This window comes from Pseudomonas sp. NPDC089734 (assembly GCF_044748865.1).
In the GTDB taxonomy this organism is placed as follows: Bacteria; Pseudomonadota; Gammaproteobacteria; order Pseudomonadales; family Pseudomonadaceae; genus Aquipseudomonas.
The window spans coordinates 242,401-262,952 of the sequence record NZ_JBIVGV010000007.1 but is presented as its reverse complement, the minus strand read 5'-3'; the positions used below and the strand labels follow the sequence as shown (position 1 = coordinate 262,952).

The following is a 20,552-nucleotide window of genomic DNA, read 5'->3' as shown; positions in this document are numbered from 1 at the left end:
CCGGCAATCTTTCAGCATCGGTATGAATCTCCGTATTTCGCTGACCTTTTCAAAAAAGAAAACCCGCACGGAGGCGGGTTTAATAAAAGGTCAGAACCTGTCTGCATGTGGCGTTCAACTGCGCGTTCCGAGTGGCTGTCCCCAGACGCAAATCGCATATCGTGGTGCCTTTGTACCCCCGTTCGGAAAGGAGGAAAAGGACCTTTTTGGGGGTGGGTCGAGTTCGACCAGACTTCGACCTGAGTTCAGCCACACATCAACAATTGAGGCGGATGAACGGTAAAAAGCGTTGCTGATTTCTGGCTGGAGAATGTGGGATGGCGTTGGTTTTTTTCGCGAATGAATTCGCTCCTACAGGCTGCGTAGGAGCGAATTCATTCGCGAAGAGTATTGAAGTGAGGGAGCGATGTCCCTCTATAACGCGGGGAGCTCAGGAAGGGGGTTGCAGGCGTATATAAGAAGAGCTTGGGAGGGAGAATCAGGAGGCCTGCAGCTTATGCTTGCCACTGCGACTTTCACTGCGTGTCGCCAGAATCGAGAACACTTGCCGGTGCAGCTTGTCCAGCCAGTTCCGGTAAGTCCTGTCGGCACCTTCATTGATACCCAGCAGGCGCATCTGTTCGCGGACGGGTAGCAGATCGACATAACGGTATTGCGCCAGTTGTGCCAATTCAGGGCCTCTGCTCTTGACCGAGGCACGGGACATTTCTGCAATGGCCGCTTCGACTTCGCTGCCGATGTAATCCATGCCACTCCCGTTACCGATCAGCGCCCTGGAGCCCGGCGTGCGTCGCGGGATATAAGCCCCCCATTCCATGATGCTGGCCATTGGGCTACTCAATCCTCCACCCAATCCGAGCCGCATCCGCTGCTCGCCCCAATTGATCATTACGGCTTCGACTTCATCGATCATGTGCTTCCTCCATGCTGAATGAACATCAGCAAAACTGTATATTTATACAGTTAAATACATTTTGTATTCAAAATCCATCATAAATGGCTACACTGTGTCGATTGTTGAAAACCATACAGGCTGTAGTATTTCGCACATGAACAAATGGTATGAAATCGCTAGACAGGCCATGGACAACCAGGGAATCAGCCAGGAAGACATGGCTGAACGAATGGGCGTGACTCCAGGTGCTGTGGGGCATTGGCTGAACGGCAAGCGCGAACCGAAAATCGATGTGATCAATCGGCTCTTGGGCGAACTGGAACTGCCTCTTCTTGAAACTTCGCTTCCCTCCAGTGAGGCAGGGCAACAGAACGTTGCGCCTACGGTTCAGCCCTCGCGCTTCTACCGCTACCCGGTGATCAGTTGGGTAGAGGCCGGAGGCTGGAACGAGGCGGTAGAACCTTACCCTGCCGGTTTCTCGGATACCGTTGAACTCAGCGACTACAAAGCCAAGGGGCGAGCCTTCTGGCTGGTGGTTCGTGGCGACTCCATGACCGCCGCCGCAGGCCAGAGCATTCCGGAAGGCATGCTGATTCTGGTCGATACCGGCATTGAGCCAACGCCCGGGAAACTGGTGATTGCCAAGCTTCCAGAGAGCAACGAAGCCACGTTCAAGAAGCTGGTCGAAGATGCTGGCCGCTACTACCTGAAACCCTTGAACCCTGCCTACCCCATCATCCCCGTCACTGAGGACTGCAAACTGGTCGGCGTCATCAGGCAAATGACCATGCGGCTCTAGCCCGCACCTTTCAGACAGGAGCCCCGTCTTTTCGGGGCTTTTTTGTGTCCGCTGCATTTGCACCGCTCGTTACGCATATGACGGACACATTTCGCGGTTGCGTAGGAAAAAGACCTGAATTACTGTATGCACATACAGTAAAAAGGAATTAAAGCATGCCTGTGTGGATACCTGATATTTCACAGCACGATGCCTATCTGGCATTGGCACAACGTATTCAAGCACTCATCACCAGCGACCGGGCGCAGATCGAGCACCAGGTATCCATACGCCGGGAACCCGGCGAATCGCGCCTGCACTGGGCACAGATCGTGGAACAACTCATGGAGGCCGAAGGCGTCACCCTCACCTGCGATAGCGCAAACGACACGATCCACCTCGCCTGGTACGTCGAATGTGAGAGCGAAGAAAATACAAAATGTAGATGACAATACAAAACGTATTGCACAATCAAAATACATATCGTATTGTTGCCTCACGTCTCTCATCACAGATGAACGCGCCTTGTACGCAACACGGTTCAAGACCAGATGGTCCCTGGGAATAGAGACGCACATGACTCAGACCTTTACCCACAGGGAGTAACCCATATGAGCAACACTCTGGATCTGCTGCGCAAAGAATTCGCCACCCCATGCCCGACGCTGAGCGCTGTCCGGGAACGGTACTTTTCCCACATTTCCAACGACCGCAACCTGCTGCGCAAGATCAACGCCGGGCGCATCGCTTTGAAGGTCAACCGCACCGGCGGCACACGTCAGGGACATCCCTTCGTGTACCTGCATGAACTGGCGGCTTATCTGGATACGCTTGCCCAGGATCAAGCCGCCTGACATGGAAGAACCAGCCGGTCGGCGGGTCTTGCACTGAAGCGAACCCGCCGCGATCTGCTCCGAAAACACGCCGTTGTAAACGCTTCGACACAGATTCATCCAACCTTTCGATTCGTTCTACCACCACTGGGCGGTAAGTCCTTTGAGTTCTGGAAGTCGCCGGGATGCTTGCTAGGGTCCCTACAGTGACAGAACAATAAAAAGGGTCTTTGCCATGACCAGAACATCACTGCACATGCCACTGGTGGCATGTCTTTTTACCTTGGCCTGCACTCCGGCATTGGCGGCCCCCACCCCTTACTCCACGATGATCGTGTTCGGCGACAGCCTGGCCGATGCAGGGCAGTTTCCTGATGAAGATGGCCCGAGCGGTGCCACGTTGCGCTTCACCAATCGCGTGGGCCCGACATATCAGGATGGCAGCGGCGAAATCATCGGTCTGAACTCATCGACGCTGCTCGGCATGATGCTCAATATCCCGGCCAATGATCTGACGGCCTCCACTTCCCCGGTCAATGCGGCGCTGGGGGTACCCGACGGCAATAACTGGGCCGTCGGCGGCGACCGGACCGATCAGATCTACGATGCCATCACCTCTGAATCGAGTGTGGTCGTACCCGATACCGACACCGTGCTTCGTACCCGGACGGGCTACCTGCCGGGCAACAACTTTCAGGCCGATCCCAATGCGTTGTATTACCTGACAGGTGGCGGAAATGACTTCCTGCAAGGTCAGGTGCTGAGCAGTGATGATGCCGAGGACGCCGCCGACAATCTGGCCGACAGCGTTCAGGCGCTGCAACAAGCGGGAGCCCGTTACATCATGGTCTGGCTGCTCCCGGACATCGGCCTGACGCCGCTTCTGAGCGGCACGATCCTGCAACCCGTAACCTCGGCGCTCAGTGCAGACTTCAATGAACAGCTGGTCAGTCGGCTGGAGCAGATCGACGCCCAGATCATCCCTCTCAACGTCCCGCTCTTCATCAGTGAAACCCTGGCCGATCCCGGCCGCTTCGGTTTCGCAGCCGACCAGGATCTGGTGGGCACCTGCTTCAACGGCGCAGGTTGCGATGAAAACAGCACCTACGGCCTGGACAGTGCAACACCGGACCCGAACCGATTGTTCTTCAATGATCGTGTCCATCCGACCGTCGCAGCCCAACGGCTGTTTGCCGACTACGCCTATTCGCTGCTGGCTGCCCCTTGGGAAATCACCCTGCTCCCGGAAATGGCCAACAGTACATTACGCATCCAGCAGGACGAACTGCGCGCCCAATGGCTGAACGATTGGGGAGATTGGCAAGCCGTGGGGCAGTGGCGGAGCATACTGGCTGCGGGCGGTCAAAAAGTGGACTTCGACGCTCAGGACACCTCTGCCGATGCTGACGGTCGTGGCTATAACCTGACCCTCGGCGGCAGCTACCGATTCGCCGAGCACTGGCGCACCGGGCTGGTCGCCGGGGTTTATCGCCAGCGCCTGGAAGCGGGTGCGCAAGACTCGGAATACCGGCTCAACAGCTACATCGCGACGGTCTTTGTGCAATATCAGGCGAACCATTGGTGGGGAGACCTGGCCGCATCCGGCGGGCATCTGGATTACGACAAGGCCGAGCGTACATTCGCGCTGGGCGTCAGCGAAGGACAGGAGAAAGGCGACACCGATGGCAAGCTCTGGGCTGCCAGCGCACGGCTGGGTTTTGATATCGCCGGGACAGCAAGCCGCTGGCATCTGTCGCCCTTCATCAGCGCCGATTACGCCCATGTGGATGTGGAGGGCTACTCGGAACAGAGCAGCCGCTCGACCGCTCTGACCTTCAGTGATCAGACCCGTAAATCCCGGCGGGCAGGCGTGGGGCTACAAGGCAAATTCCAACTGACGTCATCGACCCGGCTCTGGGGAGAGTTTGCCCATGAGCGGGAGTTCGAGACCGACCGGCAGGACGTGACCATGGCGCTCAACAGTGTTCCGTCCATTGACTTCACCCTTGAGGGTTACGCACCGCAGCGCAATCTCAACCGTGCCAGCCTTGGATTGAGTCAGAAACTGAGCCGCGACCTGACACTGCGTGCAGGCTACAACTGGCGCAAGAGTGATGACGTGACGCAACAGGGTGTGAGTGTTGCACTGAGCCTGGACTTTTGAATCAGCCCCCCACTGCAAGCGGACAGGCAGGCGTGCAATGGGGAGCCGGGTTCACAACTCCAGAATAGCAGTCACCCCTTGCCCACCTGCGGCACAGATGGAAACAAGACCGCGCCCCTGACCTGCCACGGCCAGCAGTTTGGCCAGGTTGGCAACGATCCGCCCACCCGTTGCCGCGAAAGGATGCCCGGCGGCCAGTGAGCTGCCTTTCACATTGATCCGGCTGCGGTCGATGGCTCCCAGGGGAGCATCAAGGCCCAGACGGGTCTTGCAGTATTCGGCGTCTTCCCAGGCCTTGAGCGTACACAGCACTTGAGCAGCGAAGGCCTCATGGATTTCGTAGTAATCAAAGTCCTGCAAGGTCAGGCCGTTGCGTGCGAGCAAGCGCGGCACCGCATACACAGGCGCCATCAACAGGCCTTCTTCTCCCTTGACGAAGTTCACGGCTGCCGTCTCGCCATCACGCAAGTACGCCAATACCGGTAATCCGCGCTCTTTGGCCCATTCCTCACTGGCCAGCAAGACCAGCGAGGCACCATCGGTCAGTGGCGTCGAGTTGCCCGCCGTCAATGTGCCCCTGGCGCTGCGCTCGAAAGCAGGCTTGAGGCCCTTCAACGTGTCCAGCGTCAGGTCGGGACGCAGGTTGTTGTCCCGAGTCAGTCCTCGATAAGGCGTCATCAGGTCGCTCTGCCAGCCTTCGGCATAGGCTGCCGCCATTTTCAGATGGCTTTCCAGCGCCAGTTGATCCTGCGCCTCGCGCTCGATTCCCCAGGTTTGAGCCATCAGTTCGCAATGCTGGCCCATGGACAAGCCCGTACGCGGTTCGCCGTTACGGGGCAACTCGGGCTTGAGGTGCCGGGGCCGCATTTGCAGGAAGGCCTTGAGCTTGTCCGCACTGGTCTTGCTGCGATTGGCCTGCAACAGAAGGGTACGCAGCTCTTCATTGATGCCTATCGGCGCATCGGATGTGGTGTCCACGCCTCCGGCGATACCACACTCGATCTGCCCCAGGGCAATCTTGTTGGCGACCAGTAATGCAGCCTCAAGGCCGGTGCCGCAGGCTTGCTGAAGGTCGTAAGCCGGTGTCTGCGCACTCAGACGAGAACCCAGCACACACTCACGGGTCAGGTTGAAATCCCGGGAGTGCTTGAGTACCGCTCCGCATGCCACCTCACCCATGCGCAGCCCGTGCAGGTTGAAACGCTCGATCAATCCCTCCAGCGCAGCGGTCAGCATGTCTTGATTGCTGGCTGTGGCATAGGCACCGCTGGAGCGGGCAAATGGAATCCGGTTACCGCCGATGATGGCGACCCGACGTAGCTGCGTCATGGAAAGCTCCCTTTTCTTCAAGCGTTATTCAGACAGGCAGATGAACAGCGTAGAGACATACGAACAAATGTCCCGTCAGTGTGGTCCACTTCTTTGAACCCCGACTCAAGGAGAGTGTTCCATGTCGTCCGATCGCTACATCAACTTTGCCAACTCCGACATGGGGCGGCGCCTGGTGAAAGCCGTAGGCCTGCCGACGCCGATGCATCTGGAACGTTGGCAAGCCGGACGCTTGCGGCCTGTGGAAGGAACCCTGCTGATCAGTGCCGGACCTCTCGCGGATCACATCCGCCTGTTCGCCCAGCGCCTGACCGACTCGCTCTACAGTTTTGGCAGCGATATTCCCGGCGCCACGGCCTGGGCTGCCGAACAAGGCCCGAAGCTCAAAGCCGTCGTCTTTGACGCCAGCGTGCTGGTGCGACCCGAGCAGCTCAAGCAGTTGCGCGAGTTCTTTCAGCCTCTGCTGCGCAGCCTGGATCATTGCGCCCATATCGTGATCCTCGGGCTGGCCCCTTCGACCCTTGAGGCCCCTGTGGCAGCCAGCACCCAACAGGCGATCGAGGGCTTCAGCCGCTCTCTGGCCAAGGAAATGCGCAACGGTGGCACGGTACAACTGCTGCACGTGGATGAAGGGGCACAGGACCAGCTGGAAGGGGCCTTGCGTTTCTTTCTATCCCCCAAAAGCGCATTCATATCGGGCCAGGTCATTCGTTTGAGTTCATGCACCGCACAGGTCAAGGACTGGAGTCGCCCGCTGGCAGGCCGCAAGGCTGTCGTGACGGGTGCCGCTCGTGGCATCGGGGCCGCGATTGCCGAGACCCTTGCCCGCGATGGCGCACAGGTCGTTCTGCTGGACGTTCCCCAGGCTCGCAGCGACCTGGAAGCATTGGCCGCACGATTGGGTGGACAGGCCCTGCCCCTGGACATTTGCAGCGCCGAAGCCGTCACTCAGCTGCTTGAACACCTCAATGGTGGAATCGACATTCTGGTGCACAACGCTGGCATCACCCGCGACAAGACCCTGGCCAACATGCCTGTGGATTTCTGGGACTCGGTACTGGCAGTCAATCTCGAGGCACCGCAGACGTTGACCCAGGCTCTGCTGGATAACGGCACCTTGAACGACGATGCCCGGATCGTCTTGATGGCCTCCATCAGCGGTCTGGCCGGCAATCGTGGGCAGACCAATTACACCACCAGCAAGGCAGGGCTTATTGGCCTCGCTCGCGCCATGGCTCCCGCACTACAGCCGCGAGGTATCAGCATCAATGCCGTCGCGCCCGGATTTATCGAAACCCGCATGACCGCCGAAATGCCTTTCACCTTGCGAGAAGCAGGTCGACGCATGAGCTCTCTTGGCCAGGGCGGTTTGCCCCAGGATGTGGCCGAAGCCGTGGCTTGGCTGAGTCAGCCCGGTAGCGGCGCGGTGACCGGCCAGGTGCTGCGTGTCTGCGGGCAAAGTGTGATTGGGGCCTGAACCCGGATTCGTTCAAGGAGATGGATAATGACTGCTCACTGGCGCTACCTGGATTCCTTGCAACCGTTGCCGAATCTGTTCATACAGGCGGCACTGAAGCGCAAGGTCACCGGAACACAATTACCCGACCTCGGCCTGCGCAACTGGATGTCGCTGGATGCCGAAAAGCTGGCCGCTTACCGCAGTGTCTGTGGCTTCAAGGACGATAGCCTTCTGCCTCTCACCTACCCGCATGTGCTGGCCTTCCCCTTGCAGATGCAACTGATGACCTCGCGGGAGTTCCCCTTCCCTCTGTTGGGCCTGATCCACATCGCCAACCGCATCCGGATCCATCGTCCGCTTGGAGGCGTCAGCCAGTTGTATGTCAGCGTTCAGGCAGACAACCTGCAAGCGCATGCCAAAGGCGCGACGTTCGACCTGATCACCCAGGTTGAAGACGGTCTGGGTCTGCTCTGGGATGAAGAAAGCACCATGCTCTGCAAGGATGTGAAACTGGACGGCGGGATCAGCGGTGACTTTGAACCGGCCTCCCTGGCCATGAGCGAGCTGGCCCGCTGGCAAGCGCCCTCCTACATCGGTCGGCAATACGCCAAGGTGTCCGGTGATTACAATCCGATTCACCTGAGCGCTCCCAGCGCCAAGCTGTTCGGCTTTCCGCGGGCCATCGCCCATGGCATGTGGCTCAAGGCCCACAGCCTGGCCATCCTGGGAGACCATCTGCCTACCTCGAACGTCGAAATTCATGTGCAATTCCAGAAACCGGTGCGACTGCCCGACAATGTGGTGCTGTCGGCCAGCGCAGCGGGTTCCCATGGCCAGCTGCGTGTCGAGAACGAACAAGGCATCGTGCACATGATCGGGAGCTGGCAACCGGTGCAGGAGTGATCGCTTGCGTCACAACGGCGTTCACTCCGGACTTTTTTCGCGAATGAATTCGCTCCTGCCGATGGCATCCCTCGCCACAAGCAGGACCGGATTTATCCGGGAAGAGGCCCTTACATTCACAACATTTGCGTTGTCAGAAAGAATGCCTTCCCGGATGAATCCGGTCCTACAAGTCCTTCGTTTGCTGAGCGACTCGTGAGGCAAGAACGGATTCATCTACGAAGGCTTGCCTGAAGCGCTGTTCCCCCTGAAGCTATGCGCCTTCAGGAGACCCCCATGAACCTCGACGAATTGACCCAACGCCTGCACCGTATCCGCGACCAGAACGACTGGAAACAGTTTCACAGCCCCAAGAACCTGGCCATGGCCGCCAGCGTCGAGATGGCCGAGCTGGTAGAGATTTTCCAGTGGCTGCGCGAAGACCAGTCCCGTGAACTGCCGCCGGAGCAACTGGCCCATGCAGGTCAGGAAGTGGGTGACATCGTTCTTTATCTGTTGCTTCTGTGCAGCGAACTTGGCTTGAACATGGAAGATGTCGTGCGCAGCAAGCTGGCGGACAGCGAACGGAGATTCGCCAAGTGAGCGATCGTCATTTCGACCAGTTGGCCACCCGCTTCGCAGAAAAGATCTACGGCGGTGCCAAAGGCGCCATTCGTCTTGCCGTTTTACAGGCCGACCTTGCCGAGGCGCTGCCGGAGCGTCCATTGCGTGTTCTGGATATTGGTGCGGGCCTTGGGCATATGTCGTTGTGGCTGGCAGAGCGCGGCCATGACGTCACCCTGGCCGAGCCGGCCGAACCGATGCTAGAAGGCGCACGCCAGCGTTTTGCCGATGCAGGGCAAACCGCAACCTTCATTCAGGCTCCCTGGCAGGAGCTGCCCGGCCAGTTGAACGAGCCCTATGACCTGGTGATATGCCACGCCGTGCTGGAATGGCTGGCCGAGCCTCACACGATCCTGCCCGTGCTGCATCGTCTGACCCGGCCGGAAGGCTGGCTGTCACTGGCCTTCTACAACCGAGACGCGCTGATTTATCGCAACTTGCTCAAGGGCCACTTCCGCAAGATGCGCAAGAATGACATGGCCGGCGAAAAGCAGAGCCTGACCCCACAGCAGCCGCTTGACCCTCGGGAACTGGCGGCGCAACTTGAAGGCCTTTGGCGAGTCGAAACCCAGAGCGGCGTCCGGGTGTTCCATGACTATATGCCGGTCGAGTTCCAGGCACGGGCCGAACTTGAGGACCTGCTGGAAATGGAGCTGGCCCATCGACGCCATCCGGGCTTTGCAGGGTTGGGTCGATACCTGCACTGGATATGTCGCCCGGTCTGAAACCTCCGCGGAGATCAATCAGCATGAAACGCATCCTCGCCTTGATCACCCTCTGCTTCGGCATCAGCGCCTGCCAGAGCGACAATCCGTACGTCGCCAGCTCCGCCCCTCTGCCGCCTGCTCCCCCGCAGGCGGCCACGACCCTGGACATGAGCGCCTACCCGGCCGCCCCCCGGGATTACGCCCGTTACCGCAACTGGGCCTGGCTCAATGGCCAGCTTCCACCGGGAACGGCCTGGATGGATTCGGCGCAACTGGCCGATGCCGTCAGCAACGGGCTTGACCAACGCGGCCTGCGCCCGGCCCGCAACGCGCAACCGGCAGATGTTCACGTCAGCGCTTCGATTCGCCAGGAAATCCGGCTGCGTCAGGTACGCGACGATTATTACGACCCCTATTACGGAGGCGGAGCAGGTTTTGGGCGTTACGACGGCTACCGCCACGGTTATGGCGGGTATGCCAGCGTGCCCGTCGTGCGGACCTATCAGGAAAAAGTGATGGTCGTGCAGATCAACCTGTTCGATGCCCGTACCGGCCAACCCGTATGGAGCGCCAGCGCCGACACCTCGAGCGGCAACGATGAAGCCTCTCGTGGCAAAGCATTACGTCAGGCTGTGCAACAGGCCCTGACGGCGTATCCTCCTTCATAACCCTTTCGGAGAACTGCCATGTTTCGTCGCCTGGCCCTGCTTTCTCTTGTCTTGCTGCTCACGGCCTGCCAGAGCAGCCAGATCAATCGTGACTTCGATGCCCGACGGGATTTCGGTGGCTACCGCAACTGGAGCTGGAAAGAGCCCGGCGTGCAATATCAGCCCGAAGACCCGCGCATCAGAAGTGACCTCACCGAACAGCGCATTCGCCAGTCGATCAGCGAACAACTGGACCAGCGTGGCCTGCGCATGGCACCGGCTGGAGCCGCCTCCGACCTGAAGGTACAAGCCTGGCTGATCGTCGAAGACCGCCAGCAACTGGTCAGCACCCCGTACGGTGGCGGCTGGAATCCGTGGGGAGGTTATGGGTACTGGGGCGGCCCGTTACCCAGTGAAACCCGTAGCGTGGACTACAAGGTCACCACATTGCAGATCGATCTGTTCGACGGCAAGGACGGCAAACTGGTCTGGCGCGGCAGCACCGAGCGCATCCTGAGCGAAAACATGGCCAATCCGGCCACTCGGGACAACATCGTGCGCACCACCGTGGCCCGGATACTGGAACAGTACCCGCCGCGCTGAACGTCCCGCTCGTAGAGGCACACTGAAACCGGCGCATCCCCGAGGCCTTGACTACACTCCCTTGCAGACAGGCGAGTGAGCGACGGCTTTGCCGAAGGAGTGCTGATGTCTCCCCTGAATCGTTATGCCGCGACAGCGGACCGGCAACGCGGTGCCCTTAGTTTGCTGGCGGCATTGACCTTGGGCATTGCCCTGCTGTGCGTGCTGCTGGTGATCGATAGCAGCAGGCTGTATCTGGAGAAACGCTCGCTACAACGGGTCGCCGACATGGCGGCACTGGAAGCTGCCAGCCGCAAGGGCACATGCGCCTCCGGAAGCAGCGCCTCGACTTATGCCAACCAGAGTGCCACCCGTAACAATTTCACCGTGGGCACCGATAGCCGCACGCTGAGTGTCAATTGCGGCACCCTGACACTGGATGCCAGCAGTAAGCGTACATTCACCGCCGACTCGACAAAGTCAGAAGCCATACAGGTCATCGCCAGTCATACCGTCCCCCGCAGTATTGCGACGGGCATCTGGGCTCTGTTCGACAACAAACCCATACCCCCTAATGCCCTGTTGAGTGCCACTGCGGTCGCGGCAAGCACTCCGCCTCTGGCCGCACTGACGATTCGTAGCGCCGCCGTAACGATCGACAGCGCCAAGGCGGCGCTGCTCAATCCGATTGTGGGCGGCATGCTGGGCGGGGCGCTGAACCTCAGTGTTGCGAGCTGGCAAGGACTTGCCGATACCGAACTCAACCTGCTCAGCTATTTGAACCGTCTGAAGACAGATCTGAATCTGACGGCCGTAGGCTACACCGACGTACTCAATACCAATGTCGCTGTCAGCCAGTTGATCCAGAGCGCGATCAACGTTCTGAACCAGACAGGAACACTGAACGGCACCGTGACGCTTTCAGGCCTGCAAGCCTTGCAGGTCGCGGCCGGGTCGACCACCGTCCTGCTCGGTGACTTGCTCTCGATACAAGGCGGCACGGACATTGCCGCGCTCAATACCAGCCTGCGTGTGTTCGACCTGGTCCAGGGGCTCGCTCAACTGGCCAATGACAAGAACGGCATCTCAGCGGCAGCGCAGATCAATCTGGCGGGCCTGGCACAGGTCACGGCCAAGGTTCAGGTCATTGAACCACCGCAACTGTCGGCGGTGGGCGACCCCAGCAAGATCGACCCGCTCAACCCCAAGACAGGCGCAAACAGGATTTATGTGCGCACGGCGCAGATGCGGACACTGGTGTCGATCAATCTGCCAGTCCTGGGGGCCATCACACCACTGGTCAATACCGCCACCTCGCTGGTCAGCAGCCTCACGCCAGTACTCAATAGCGCCCTGAGCCTGAACCTCGCCGGCCTGCTGGGCTCGACCACCTGCGCCCTCGGCCTGACCAGTTGCATGGTATCGGACATCAAACTGTTGACCTCAAGCTCATCCTCCAGTGCAGGCCCCAGAATCGACCTGAGCCTTTCACTGGCCAGTGCAGACAGTTACGTCACGGGCTACACCTGCACGAGCAACACCAACAAGAGCCTGACCATTCACACCGATACGGCCTTGATCAACGCCAAGATCGGCCTGATCGACAGTGCCAGTGCATTTCCGGCCAGCACCGATCCCTCTGCCATCACCGCCCTTCCCATTCCGGTCATCGATATCGGCACCCAGACCTGCCAGAAGATTCTGGGGCTTCTGGGCAGTTGCACGACACGGGTTCCCTTTGGCGGCGGAGGGATCGGCATCAGTTTCGACCCTATCAGCCAGTCGCCGCTGGGAAGCTCGGCCGCAACCAATGCCACCTTCAGCGCGCCCCCTCTTACAAGCCTGCCGGAAGTCAGCAGTCCACCTTACTTCCCGCCCGATCCTGCGGCCTCGGTTCTCGCCAGCACCCTGCTCGATGGCGTCATTTCAGGCGCGAAGGTCAGCGTCTACAAACCGTCGACCACCAGCCCCAATGGCCTGGGCAACGTGATAACCGGTGCAGCCTCTCTGCTGGCTTCCATTACCACCAGCCTGGACGGGATCGTCGCCAGCACCCTCAGGCCACTGTTGCAATCGGTCGTGGACCCGCTGCTCGACGCGCTGGGACTGACCCTGGCACCCGCCGAGGTCGGGGCCAACCTCAGTTGCAACTTCGGGCAGGCCAAGCTGGTGATTTAAGCGTGTTTGAAAATCGGCAGCTCGATCTGGAATCGGGCGCCCTCATCGACATTGCTGACGCTCAACTGGCCACCCATCTGATCGACGATGCCATAGCTGACGGACAACCCAAGACCGGTACCGACCCCCACCGGCTTGGTGGTGAAGAACGGCTCGAAAATGCGCTCCAGCAAACGAGGGTCGATACCACCACCATTGTCCTGAACCGACAACCGGATGATGTTCTCGTCCTCCTCCACGCCGAGACTGATCCAGGGCTCGAAATCCCGGTCCTTTTCCCGACGCGATAACAAGGCGTCCCGGGCGTTGACCATCAGGTTGATCAACACCTGCTCCAGTTGATCGACATGCCCGCGCACTTGCACCGTTGCACACATCTCTCCGATCCGGATCTGCACACCCTTGCTCTTCATGCCCTCGGCAAGCATCGAAATGGTGCCTTCCACGGCCTGTATCGGGTTGAACAGTTGCTCTTCGATTTCCGAACGACGGCCGAACACCCGCATGTGATCCACCACCCGGGCAGCCCGCTGGACCTGGGTGTCGATGCGATTGAGTTTTTCCGTGAGGTATTCGATATCCACATCGCCCTTGCCAAGCCGCTTGAGGACGTTGACCACCGCCATGCGCATGACATTGAGCGGCTGGTTGATCTCATGCGCCAGACCGGTCGCCATCTCGCCCAGAGTGGCCATTTTCGCGCTCTGGTTCAGTTGCATCCGCGAACGCCGCACATCAGTGTTATCGCGCCCTACCGCCTGAATTTCCACCAGTTTGCCATCTTCGTCGAACACACCCCGATCGGCCCATATCCACCATGCGTATTCGCGACCGGGCAGCTCAATGCAGATTTCCGCGGTGCTCATGGGGGACTCAGGCGTCAACTGGGCAATACGTGCCTTGAAGGCCTCGCGCTGCTCATCCGACAACCAGTCGCCCAGATTAATGCCCGTCAGTTGTTCCGGCGTGCACTCCATGTAATTGGCCAATGGACGGTTGCCGAAGCTGAGTACCAGATCCGGGGTATAGCGGCAGATCATCGCCGGAGAGTCTTCGACCAGAATCCGGTAACGCTCCTCGCTCTTGCGGACCTGTTCGGCCGCCAGTGTCGCGTCGGTCACATCCAGCCACAGGCCGACAGCTTCCACCGGCATGCCCAGGTCGTCGCGCAGCAGACGCGCTTCATCCAGCAACCAGTGATAACTGCCATCCTTGCTACGCAGCCGGTAACGGCGACTGACGAAACCTTCACGCAGCAGGTGCCGGTTGCGCTCGAACCAGATGTCCCGGTCATCGGGGTGGATGAACTCGGCAAGCTGGCCATTGACACAATCGGCCAGTGTCCAGCCCAGCAGCGGCGTAAGGCTGTCACTGAAAAAACTCGGTTCCAGGCTGCCCTGGTCATAGCGCTGGACATAAATCACCGCCGGCGAACTGGCGATCAGGTTGTCCAGCCGGGCATGGGCCGCGGCGGCCTCGGTCTCCTGGTTCTTGATATCGCTGACATCCAGCATGAACCCCAGCACGCGCTGAACCTGACCACTGATCAGGGCCTGCCCCTGGATGCGAAACCAGATATTGTCCTGGGCAGGGTCGGTCTGGGCCAGACGCACACACAGCAGCATCGGCGTGCCCTTGTCCCGCAACTGGGAAAGACGGCTGGTCAGCTCTTGTCGATCGGCCGGGTGAATCATCGCCAGCCAGTCCTGGCGTGACAGACGTTCGACCCGGTCATTCAGACGCAGGCTGCGCGCCAGTTGCGGGGCCAGCAGGATTTCGTCGCTGGCCGGCAGCAATTCCCACCATCCCGTGCCCAACAGGTCCTGCAGCACAGCCAGGCGCTCGACATGATGACGATTATGCTGCTCCGACATGCGGAACAGGACCGGGCCCGCCAGGGCCGAACACAGGTTCAGCCATTCGCGTTCGCCCAGGTCGGGGGCCTGTTGCCGCGCATTGTAGAAACCGAACATCAGCCAGGCCTTGGCCACGCTGTCACGGCTGTGGGGCATGACAAAACCATCGGCATTGCCGAAAGCGCTTTGCAGTTGCACCAGGTCAGTACCGGCACCAAACGCCAACTGATGGCTGATGTTAGCGTCCAGCCGGTCCAGTTCGACACCCAGGCGTTGCCCCACCTGCCATAACTCGGGGGCGGTATGGGCGTGATACTGGCTGTATACCCGCCACCCTACGCCGTTGACTTCAGGCAGCACCAGAGCCACACAAGGGATGTGCCAGAGTTGCGCCAGCTCTTCCAGCTGCTCCGCCACTACCGCCGTCAGCCGATCGACACTGCACACCCGTATTCTCTCGGCAATCTGTCCGGCAAAACGCAGACACTGCTGACGGCTGCGGGCAGCGCTGGCCTCTTCCATCAGGTCGCTGATGTCCATCAACTGCAACAACCAGTCCTTGCCATGAGCCTGTACCCAGCCGCGGGCATGCAGGACGTGCGCGTCGGTACTCTTGAAGTCCAGATCGAGCATATGGCCGATCCAGTCCTGCGGCACCCCTTCGATCACCAGCGCACTGTTGGGCAGCAACAGACTGATCAGGCGCTGCATCGTGACGGCCGGGAGGGTGATCCCCAGGCGCGAAAGCAAATGCGGGCTGACACTCTGCACCCGTCCTTCGCCATCGAGCAAAAGATAGAGGTCTGCGCCAATTGGTTCGGGATCGACGGCCGAAGGCGTCGATTGCGGGGCAGCAGGCGCGTCGGAACGCCCCAGCCAACGACTCAAACGCGTTTTATCAAGGGACAAGTTGCAGACTCGCTTGGGCAGAAAGATTAGTCGGCAGGTTCGGTACTTCGCCGATTCCTGGCAGGGTCAAGACCGGCAGAATTCTCGTCAGCTTGCTTTTGGGGTAATTGATCGACACGGTCAGGACACCTCCCGTATAGCTCACGCTGGTGTCGGAAGCGCTGAAACCCAGCGCCGGAGGTATCCAGTTCAGTTGTGCCAGAAGCACCGACTGCGCCTGGCTCGTCACCAGCGTGCTGTAGTTGGCCACGGTAGGGCTCAACGCCACGCTGCGACGCACCGCTTCACTGGTTGCGGCATTGAAAGACTGCACCATCAGCAATGGCAGGCTATAACTCACCACACCGTAGAACACCGCGAAGAACACAACGAACACCACCGCGAACTCGATCGCGGCGGCCCCTTTCTGTTTTCGAGGAGAGGATCTGTTAAGGGCTAATGGCATGTCGACGTCCACCCTGACATTTACTACCTCAAGACAGCATAGGTTCTTTCAAGGAAACAGGATGTTTTTTATACAATGGAATTACTTTTCCTACTGATATGGTTCGTAGCGTGCGCCGAGCAAGACGCCCGGCAGCGACAGATCTCCAACTGGCTGACACTGGGCGGTTTTGCCCTGGCGCTCGGGTATCTGTTGTACAGCGGCCAGACCTGGCTGGGCCTTGAAGCCAGCGACGGAGGCTGGGCATTGGTACTGGCCGTGGCACTGACTCTGCCCGGCTATGCCCTGGGCCGACTCGGGGCCGGCGATGTAAAGCTGATGGCGGCATTGGCCCTGGCGACTGGCAGTCTGTATGTGCTGGGCACGTTTATCGGGGCCGCACTGGCCACGCTGCTCTGGCTGGCACTGCGTCAAAAAATCTGGCCCCTTATGGGCCAATGGTTTACAGAGCGTTACGCCTGCATGAATACCGAAACGACAAACAAATATCCGTTCTCGCCGTTTCTGCTGGCCGGTTTTTCATTGATAGCGTTGTGCATCCAGTAGTCGTATCGCGCATTCGTTCTATGTACATAGCCGGAAAGTACGACTACGTTAAATCGTAGACCGTGTTTTGCTGACAGGGACCAGGTATCGCCAGTTGTCGTGGCTCGCCGGCATGGAGTAGCGCGTGAAGAAGCATTCGACCGTGAAAGTTCTGATTGTCGATGACCAGCCTCTTATCGTTGAGGAACTGAACGACTTCCTCAAAACCAATGGCTATCACTGCATCTGCTGCCACTCCGGCCCCGAAGCCATCGAGCAGTTCCGTCACGACGACAGCATCGGTCTTGTACTGTGCGACCTGGACATGCCGGGCATGAACGGCATTGAAATGGTCGAGGCGATGAAAATCATCGGCGGCAAGAAGCACCTGTTCGAGGCCATCATGCTGACCGGGCAGGCCGAGAAAAAGGATGTGATCAAGGCGTTGCGGGCCGGCATTGCCGACTACTATCAGAAACCCGTCGACCTGGAAGAACTGCTTCAAGGCGTCCAGGCCCAGGAACTGGCCTTGCAGGAGCGGCAAAAGAACCTTCAGCAGCTAGGGTTACTCAACGAAAAGCTTCAGTATCTGGCAGCGTCCATCGACGATCTGTACAAGAATCTGGATAAGGATCAGCCCGCGCCCGCGCAAGACGACTCCGACCCTGAAAACAAACTCTTTGCCCAGCTGTCGCCCCGGCAGCTTGAAGTCGCCCTTCTGGTCAGCAAAGGCCAGACCAACTACCAGATCGCCTGCGAACTGGGCATCACGGAAAACACCGTGAAACTCTATGTGTCGCAAGTGCTGCGCCTGACCCACATGCACAATCGCACTCAACTGGCACTGGCTCTGTCGCCCAACCGGCCCCGCGTAACCGCCCACTGAATAGCCGCAACGTAAAGGCCGTCTTGCGTCATCACGACAGGACGGTCTTTATTTCCCGCCAGACGAAACGCTCCCCTCCTTTTTCTGCTCATAGAACTCTGGAATCGGATGGTTATTGTTGAGCCAGCGTTGCAGGCTCTGGTCACGCTCGGAAGGGGTCATGGTCTGCGGGACGGGCGACGCAGCATGGCCACGGACCTGCAATTGCAGCCAGGCTTCCGTCTGCTTCTGTGGCTCCGAGGACGGTCCTTCATCGATCCCCCATGCGGCGCTACACAGTCCAAGTGCACAGAGAGCACTGAGGATTTCACGTTTCATGGCGATGTTCCCTCTGCCTGACGACCGACCGGGTCAACCATGGCCGCCACCTGGCCGGTCGGAGTCGAACGTGTGGCGGCAGGCGTTTTCAGCTTTTCTGCACGTGCCTGGGCATCGTTGACCTGCTGCGCGGTCAACCCGGCTCTGGAAGCCAGTTCGGCCGCCTGTGTCCAGTTGTCCTGATAGATCAGCAAGGTGACCATGTTGGCAGCGGCCAGCGTGTCGGACTGCTTGAGCTCGATGGCCGTCAGAAACTGGAAGCGGGCCTGCTCCAGCTTCAACTGATTGAGATAAACCACGCCCAGGTCATTGCGAATCTTTTCATCGGTGGGCGCCAGTTTGCTCGCCCTGAGCAGGTGTTGCTGAGCCTGGACATTATCCCCTCGCGATGCCGCTATCTGCCCCAGACCATGCTCGCCCTGCGCCGCCCGGCAAGTGCCCAGCAGGCTGCGATACAACGGCTCGGCTTCGCGACTGCCCAGCAACCGCAACACCCTGGCCTTGCGCAAGCGCACTTCGTCAAGGTCATCGGGCAGGCTCTCGAGGTTGGCCAGACTCGCATGCAGACGCCCCTCATCGGCCATGTTCTGGGCCAGGTTCAGAGAGAACTCCTGATCGGAAGTCAGTTTGGGGCACTGCCCGGCAACGGTCGATGACGCCAGCCAGGGCGCTCCGCCCTGGCTGGCGCACCCGCTCAACATCAAAGCCCCGAGGAGCGTCATCACTGCTTTCATTGAACGGTTTCCTTCATGCGTTCTCATCGGCCGCCCAGAGCATGACCGATAGCGGTAAATCCAGGGCCTGCCAGAACAATCAGCAGCGCCGGAAATAAAAACACCATCATCACCACAGACATCTTGGCGGACAGTTTGGAGATGTACTCCTGCAAACGGGTCAGGCGACGGTCGTCGAGCAATTGCTTGAGCGCCAGCAGTGACCTCAACGCCCCGCCGCCCTGATGGATCAATTGGTTGAGAATCACGCAGGTATCGCTGAACTCATCCACCGCCAGCAGGGTGGCGGATTTTCTCAACTCCTCGCCCAGCTCCAGCCCGGAGTCGACCCGAATCAGGATGACGCGAATCTCTTCTGACAGAACAGGGAGCAAGTCCTTGCCTTCGCTGCTCAGCACCCGCAGCGCCTGCTCTACCGCCATGCCGGACTCGAAGAGGATGCGCAGCAGAGGAATGAAGGTGGAGATTTCCACGACCACTTGTTTCTGGCGATATTGAGCGAAGGCCGCCAGCGCCCGCTTGGGTATCAGGTAGCCCACCCCCAAGGCGAATATGGGGGCAATGACAGGTTGTTCGAGGTCATTGAAAAACAGCACCTGAACCAGCACGACCAGGCCAAAAAGCCCGATCGGTACGCCAATCTGGCACGCGGCATACAGCGAACGCTTACTGGCGCGACGCCAGCCAACACGGTTGAGCAAGAGCTGGGTTTCGGTGTCCAGGCTGATCGAGCGCTGCCCGATGCGCGTATCGCCCAACAGCCGAAGCCAGCTGCCGATGCGGCTTTCACGCACCATCTGGCCCTTGAGACGCAATGCAACCTGGCGCTCGTTGCGACGCTGACGAGCCATGTTGGACAGCAGCAACAAGGCCGACGCCACCAGTAACACTGCACTGATCAAGAGCGCCATCTCAAACACTCCGCAGCATGCGCCACAGCGCCAGACACCCCATGACCTGAAAGACAAACGCCACAATCAACATGCGTTGACCGCCCGTGTCATCCCACATGTGCATCAGGTAGTTGGGGTTGGTCACCATGAAATAGCCGACCATCGCGATGGGCAGCAGCGCCAGCACAAAAGCGGTCATGCGCGTTTCGCCGGTCATGGCCCGCAACTGACGACTCGCCTGCTCACGCTCACGAATCAGCTTGATCAGGTTCTCCATCAGTTCACTGGCATTACCTCCATACCGATGGTTGACCCGCAGCCCAAGGGCAAAGAGGTGAAATTCGTCACGCTCATACAGCTCGGCAAAATCCCGCGCCGCATCGGGCAGACTGACCCCCAGCTGCACATTGCGCTCGATACGCCGCATGCCGCTTCTGAGCGGCTGATCTGCCGCCTCGATGCCATGCAAGACGGCATCCGCCAGCGTCCGGCCCGACTTGAGGCTGCGCACGGTGTGGTCAAGCAGTTGCGGCAACTGTTCGATCATGCGGCGAACACGCTTGCGATAACGCCAGGAAACATACATGCGCAGCATCAACGGAGCGGCCACCAGGCCGACCCCGAATCCGAACCAGTCACCCAAGCCATACCCCAGCGACGCCGACAGCGTCCACAGCGTGATAGCCAGACCGATACGCTCGGTCGGCCTGCCCAGCCCCGCTCGCAGAAAGGCACGATCCAGACGCTCCCAGCCCGGTTTTTCCTCGACCGCCTGCGGCTGCCCTACCTGCAGACGCTGCATCACTCGCTCACTGGCGCCCCGGTTCAAGGCCAGATAGAACATATAGGCCGCGGCCCCCAGCAACAGCACGAAAATGACAGCCAGCACCCATGACGCTTTCATGCCG

22 protein-coding genes are annotated in these 20,552 nt (G+C 59.5%); 14 read left to right on the top strand and 8 right to left on the bottom strand.

Annotated features, from left to right (window positions below; all coding sequences use genetic code 11):
* A partial coding sequence (locus ACIPY9_RS12080; RefSeq protein WP_400700863.1) for a hypothetical protein occupies positions 1–283 on the top strand: 283 nt, incomplete at its 5' end.
* Positions 284–478: 195 nt separating this feature from the next.
* Here ACIPY9_RS12080 and ACIPY9_RS12075 read toward each other — a convergent pair.
* Positions 479–913, bottom strand: coding sequence for a hypothetical protein (locus tag ACIPY9_RS12075; RefSeq protein ID WP_400700860.1), 435 nt, complete (start codon positions 911–913; stop codon positions 479–481).
* Positions 914–1,082: 169 nt separating this feature from the next.
* Here ACIPY9_RS12075 and ACIPY9_RS12070 point away from each other — a divergent pair, with 169 nt between their 5' ends.
* From ACIPY9_RS12070 to estP, 4 genes are all read left to right on the top strand, one after another.
* Complete coding sequence (locus tag ACIPY9_RS12070) at positions 1,083–1,694, top strand: LexA family protein (protein WP_400700990.1); 612 nt, start codon at positions 1,083–1,085, stop codon at positions 1,692–1,694.
* 155 nt (positions 1,695–1,849) lie between these two features.
* Entirely contained in the window at positions 1,850–2,122 is a 273-nt protein-coding gene (locus ACIPY9_RS12065) for a DUF1654 domain-containing protein (RefSeq protein WP_400700857.1), read from the top strand.
* A 162-nt stretch (positions 2,123–2,284) separates the two neighbouring features.
* On the top strand, positions 2,285–2,527 hold the full coding sequence (locus ACIPY9_RS12060) for a pyocin activator PrtN family protein (RefSeq protein WP_400700854.1): 243 nt from the start codon (positions 2,285–2,287) through the stop codon (positions 2,525–2,527).
* A 214-nt stretch (positions 2,528–2,741) separates the two neighbouring features.
* Positions 2,742–4,670 carry an esterase EstP gene (gene estP / locus ACIPY9_RS12055; RefSeq protein WP_400700851.1) on the top strand — a complete coding sequence of 643 codons (1,929 nt, stop codon included), beginning with the start codon at positions 2,742–2,744 and terminating at the stop codon, positions 4,668–4,670.
* A 51-nt stretch (positions 4,671–4,721) separates the two neighbouring features.
* On the opposite strand, the gene ACIPY9_RS12050 is transcribed toward estP, so the two are convergent.
* On the bottom strand, positions 4,722–5,999 hold the full coding sequence (locus tag ACIPY9_RS12050) for an acetyl-CoA C-acetyltransferase (RefSeq protein WP_400700848.1): 1,278 nt from the start codon (positions 5,997–5,999) through the stop codon (positions 4,722–4,724).
* Positions 6,000–6,120: 121 nt separating this feature from the next.
* Between ACIPY9_RS12050 and ACIPY9_RS12045 the strand changes: the two genes are divergently transcribed.
* The 7 genes from ACIPY9_RS12045 to ACIPY9_RS12015 all read left to right on the top strand — a co-directional run bounded on the left by ACIPY9_RS12045 (position 6,121) and on the right by ACIPY9_RS12015 (position 13,078).
* The gene (locus ACIPY9_RS12045) at positions 6,121–7,476 is read left to right on the top strand and encodes a 3-oxoacyl-ACP reductase (protein ID WP_400700845.1); all 1,356 of its coding nucleotides are present in this window, start codon (positions 6,121–6,123) and stop codon (positions 7,474–7,476) included.
* Between the two features lie 27 nt (positions 7,477–7,503).
* Positions 7,504–8,361, top strand: coding sequence for a MaoC/PaaZ C-terminal domain-containing protein (locus ACIPY9_RS12040; RefSeq protein WP_400700842.1), 858 nt, complete (start codon positions 7,504–7,506; stop codon positions 8,359–8,361).
* Positions 8,362–8,637: 276 nt separating this feature from the next.
* A complete protein-coding gene (locus tag ACIPY9_RS12035; protein ID WP_400700839.1) occupies positions 8,638–8,943 on the top strand; it encodes a MazG-like family protein in 306 nt (101 codons plus the stop codon).
* Positions 8,940–9,689, top strand: coding sequence for a methyltransferase domain-containing protein (locus ACIPY9_RS12030; RefSeq protein WP_400700836.1), 750 nt, complete (start codon positions 8,940–8,942; stop codon positions 9,687–9,689). The genes ACIPY9_RS12035 and ACIPY9_RS12030 overlap by 4 nt, the downstream gene beginning before the upstream one ends.
* 23 nt (positions 9,690–9,712) lie before the next feature.
* Positions 9,713–10,339, top strand: coding sequence for a DUF4136 domain-containing protein (locus ACIPY9_RS12025; protein ID WP_400700833.1), 627 nt, complete (start codon positions 9,713–9,715; stop codon positions 10,337–10,339).
* Between the two features lie 18 nt (positions 10,340–10,357).
* Positions 10,358–10,921 carry a DUF4136 domain-containing protein gene (locus ACIPY9_RS12020; protein ID WP_400700830.1) on the top strand — a complete coding sequence of 188 codons (564 nt, stop codon included), beginning with the start codon at positions 10,358–10,360 and terminating at the stop codon, positions 10,919–10,921.
* A 105-nt stretch (positions 10,922–11,026) separates the two neighbouring features.
* Entirely contained in the window at positions 11,027–13,078 is a 2,052-nt protein-coding gene (locus ACIPY9_RS12015; RefSeq protein ID WP_400700827.1) for a pilus assembly protein TadG-related protein, read from the top strand.
* Here the strand turns inward: ACIPY9_RS12015 and ACIPY9_RS12010 are convergent.
* Positions 13,075–15,843, bottom strand: a complete 2,769-nt coding sequence (locus tag ACIPY9_RS12010) for a PAS domain-containing protein (RefSeq protein ID WP_400700824.1) — start codon at positions 15,841–15,843, stop codon at positions 13,075–13,077. The two genes, ACIPY9_RS12015 and ACIPY9_RS12010, sit on opposite strands and share 4 nt — an antisense overlap.
* Positions 15,833–16,288: a TadE/TadG family type IV pilus assembly protein gene (locus tag ACIPY9_RS12005; RefSeq protein WP_400700821.1), complete on the bottom strand. Its 456-nt coding sequence runs from the start codon at positions 16,286–16,288 to the stop codon at positions 15,833–15,835. Before ACIPY9_RS12005 ends, ACIPY9_RS12010 begins: the two co-directional genes overlap by 11 nt.
* A 75-nt stretch (positions 16,289–16,363) precedes the next feature.
* On the opposite strand from ACIPY9_RS12005, the gene ACIPY9_RS12000 reads away from it, so the two are divergent.
* Positions 16,364–16,834: a prepilin peptidase gene (locus ACIPY9_RS12000; RefSeq protein ID WP_400700818.1), complete on the top strand. Its 471-nt coding sequence runs from the start codon at positions 16,364–16,366 to the stop codon at positions 16,832–16,834.
* A gap of 124 nt (positions 16,835–16,958) precedes the next feature.
* Positions 16,959–17,699 (top strand): response regulator, encoded by a 741-nt coding sequence (locus ACIPY9_RS11995; protein ID WP_400700815.1) that lies wholly within the window; start codon positions 16,959–16,961, stop codon positions 17,697–17,699.
* A gap of 48 nt (positions 17,700–17,747) precedes the next feature.
* Here ACIPY9_RS11995 and ACIPY9_RS11990 read toward each other — a convergent pair whose 3' ends face one another.
* Genes ACIPY9_RS11990 through ACIPY9_RS11975 form a run of 4 tightly spaced genes read right to left on the bottom strand, consistent with a single transcriptional unit; the run spans position 17,748 to position 20,548 of the window.
* The gene (locus ACIPY9_RS11990) at positions 17,748–18,017 is read right to left on the bottom strand and encodes a DUF3613 domain-containing protein (RefSeq protein ID WP_400700812.1); all 270 of its coding nucleotides are present in this window, start codon (positions 18,015–18,017) and stop codon (positions 17,748–17,750) included.
* Positions 18,014–18,751, bottom strand: a complete 738-nt coding sequence (locus tag ACIPY9_RS11985) for a tetratricopeptide repeat protein (RefSeq protein ID WP_400700809.1) — start codon at positions 18,749–18,751, stop codon at positions 18,014–18,016. Before ACIPY9_RS11985 ends, ACIPY9_RS11990 begins: the two co-directional genes overlap by 4 nt.
* A gap of 23 nt (positions 18,752–18,774) precedes the next feature.
* Positions 18,775–19,662 carry a type II secretion system F family protein gene (locus ACIPY9_RS11980; RefSeq protein ID WP_400700806.1) on the bottom strand — a complete coding sequence of 296 codons (888 nt, stop codon included), beginning with the start codon at positions 19,660–19,662 and terminating at the stop codon, positions 18,775–18,777.
* Position 19,663: 1 nt separating this feature from the next.
* The gene (locus tag ACIPY9_RS11975) at positions 19,664–20,548 is read right to left on the bottom strand and encodes a type II secretion system F family protein (RefSeq protein ID WP_400700803.1); all 885 of its coding nucleotides are present in this window, start codon (positions 20,546–20,548) and stop codon (positions 19,664–19,666) included.
* Between the last annotated feature and the right edge of the window lie 4 nt (positions 20,549–20,552).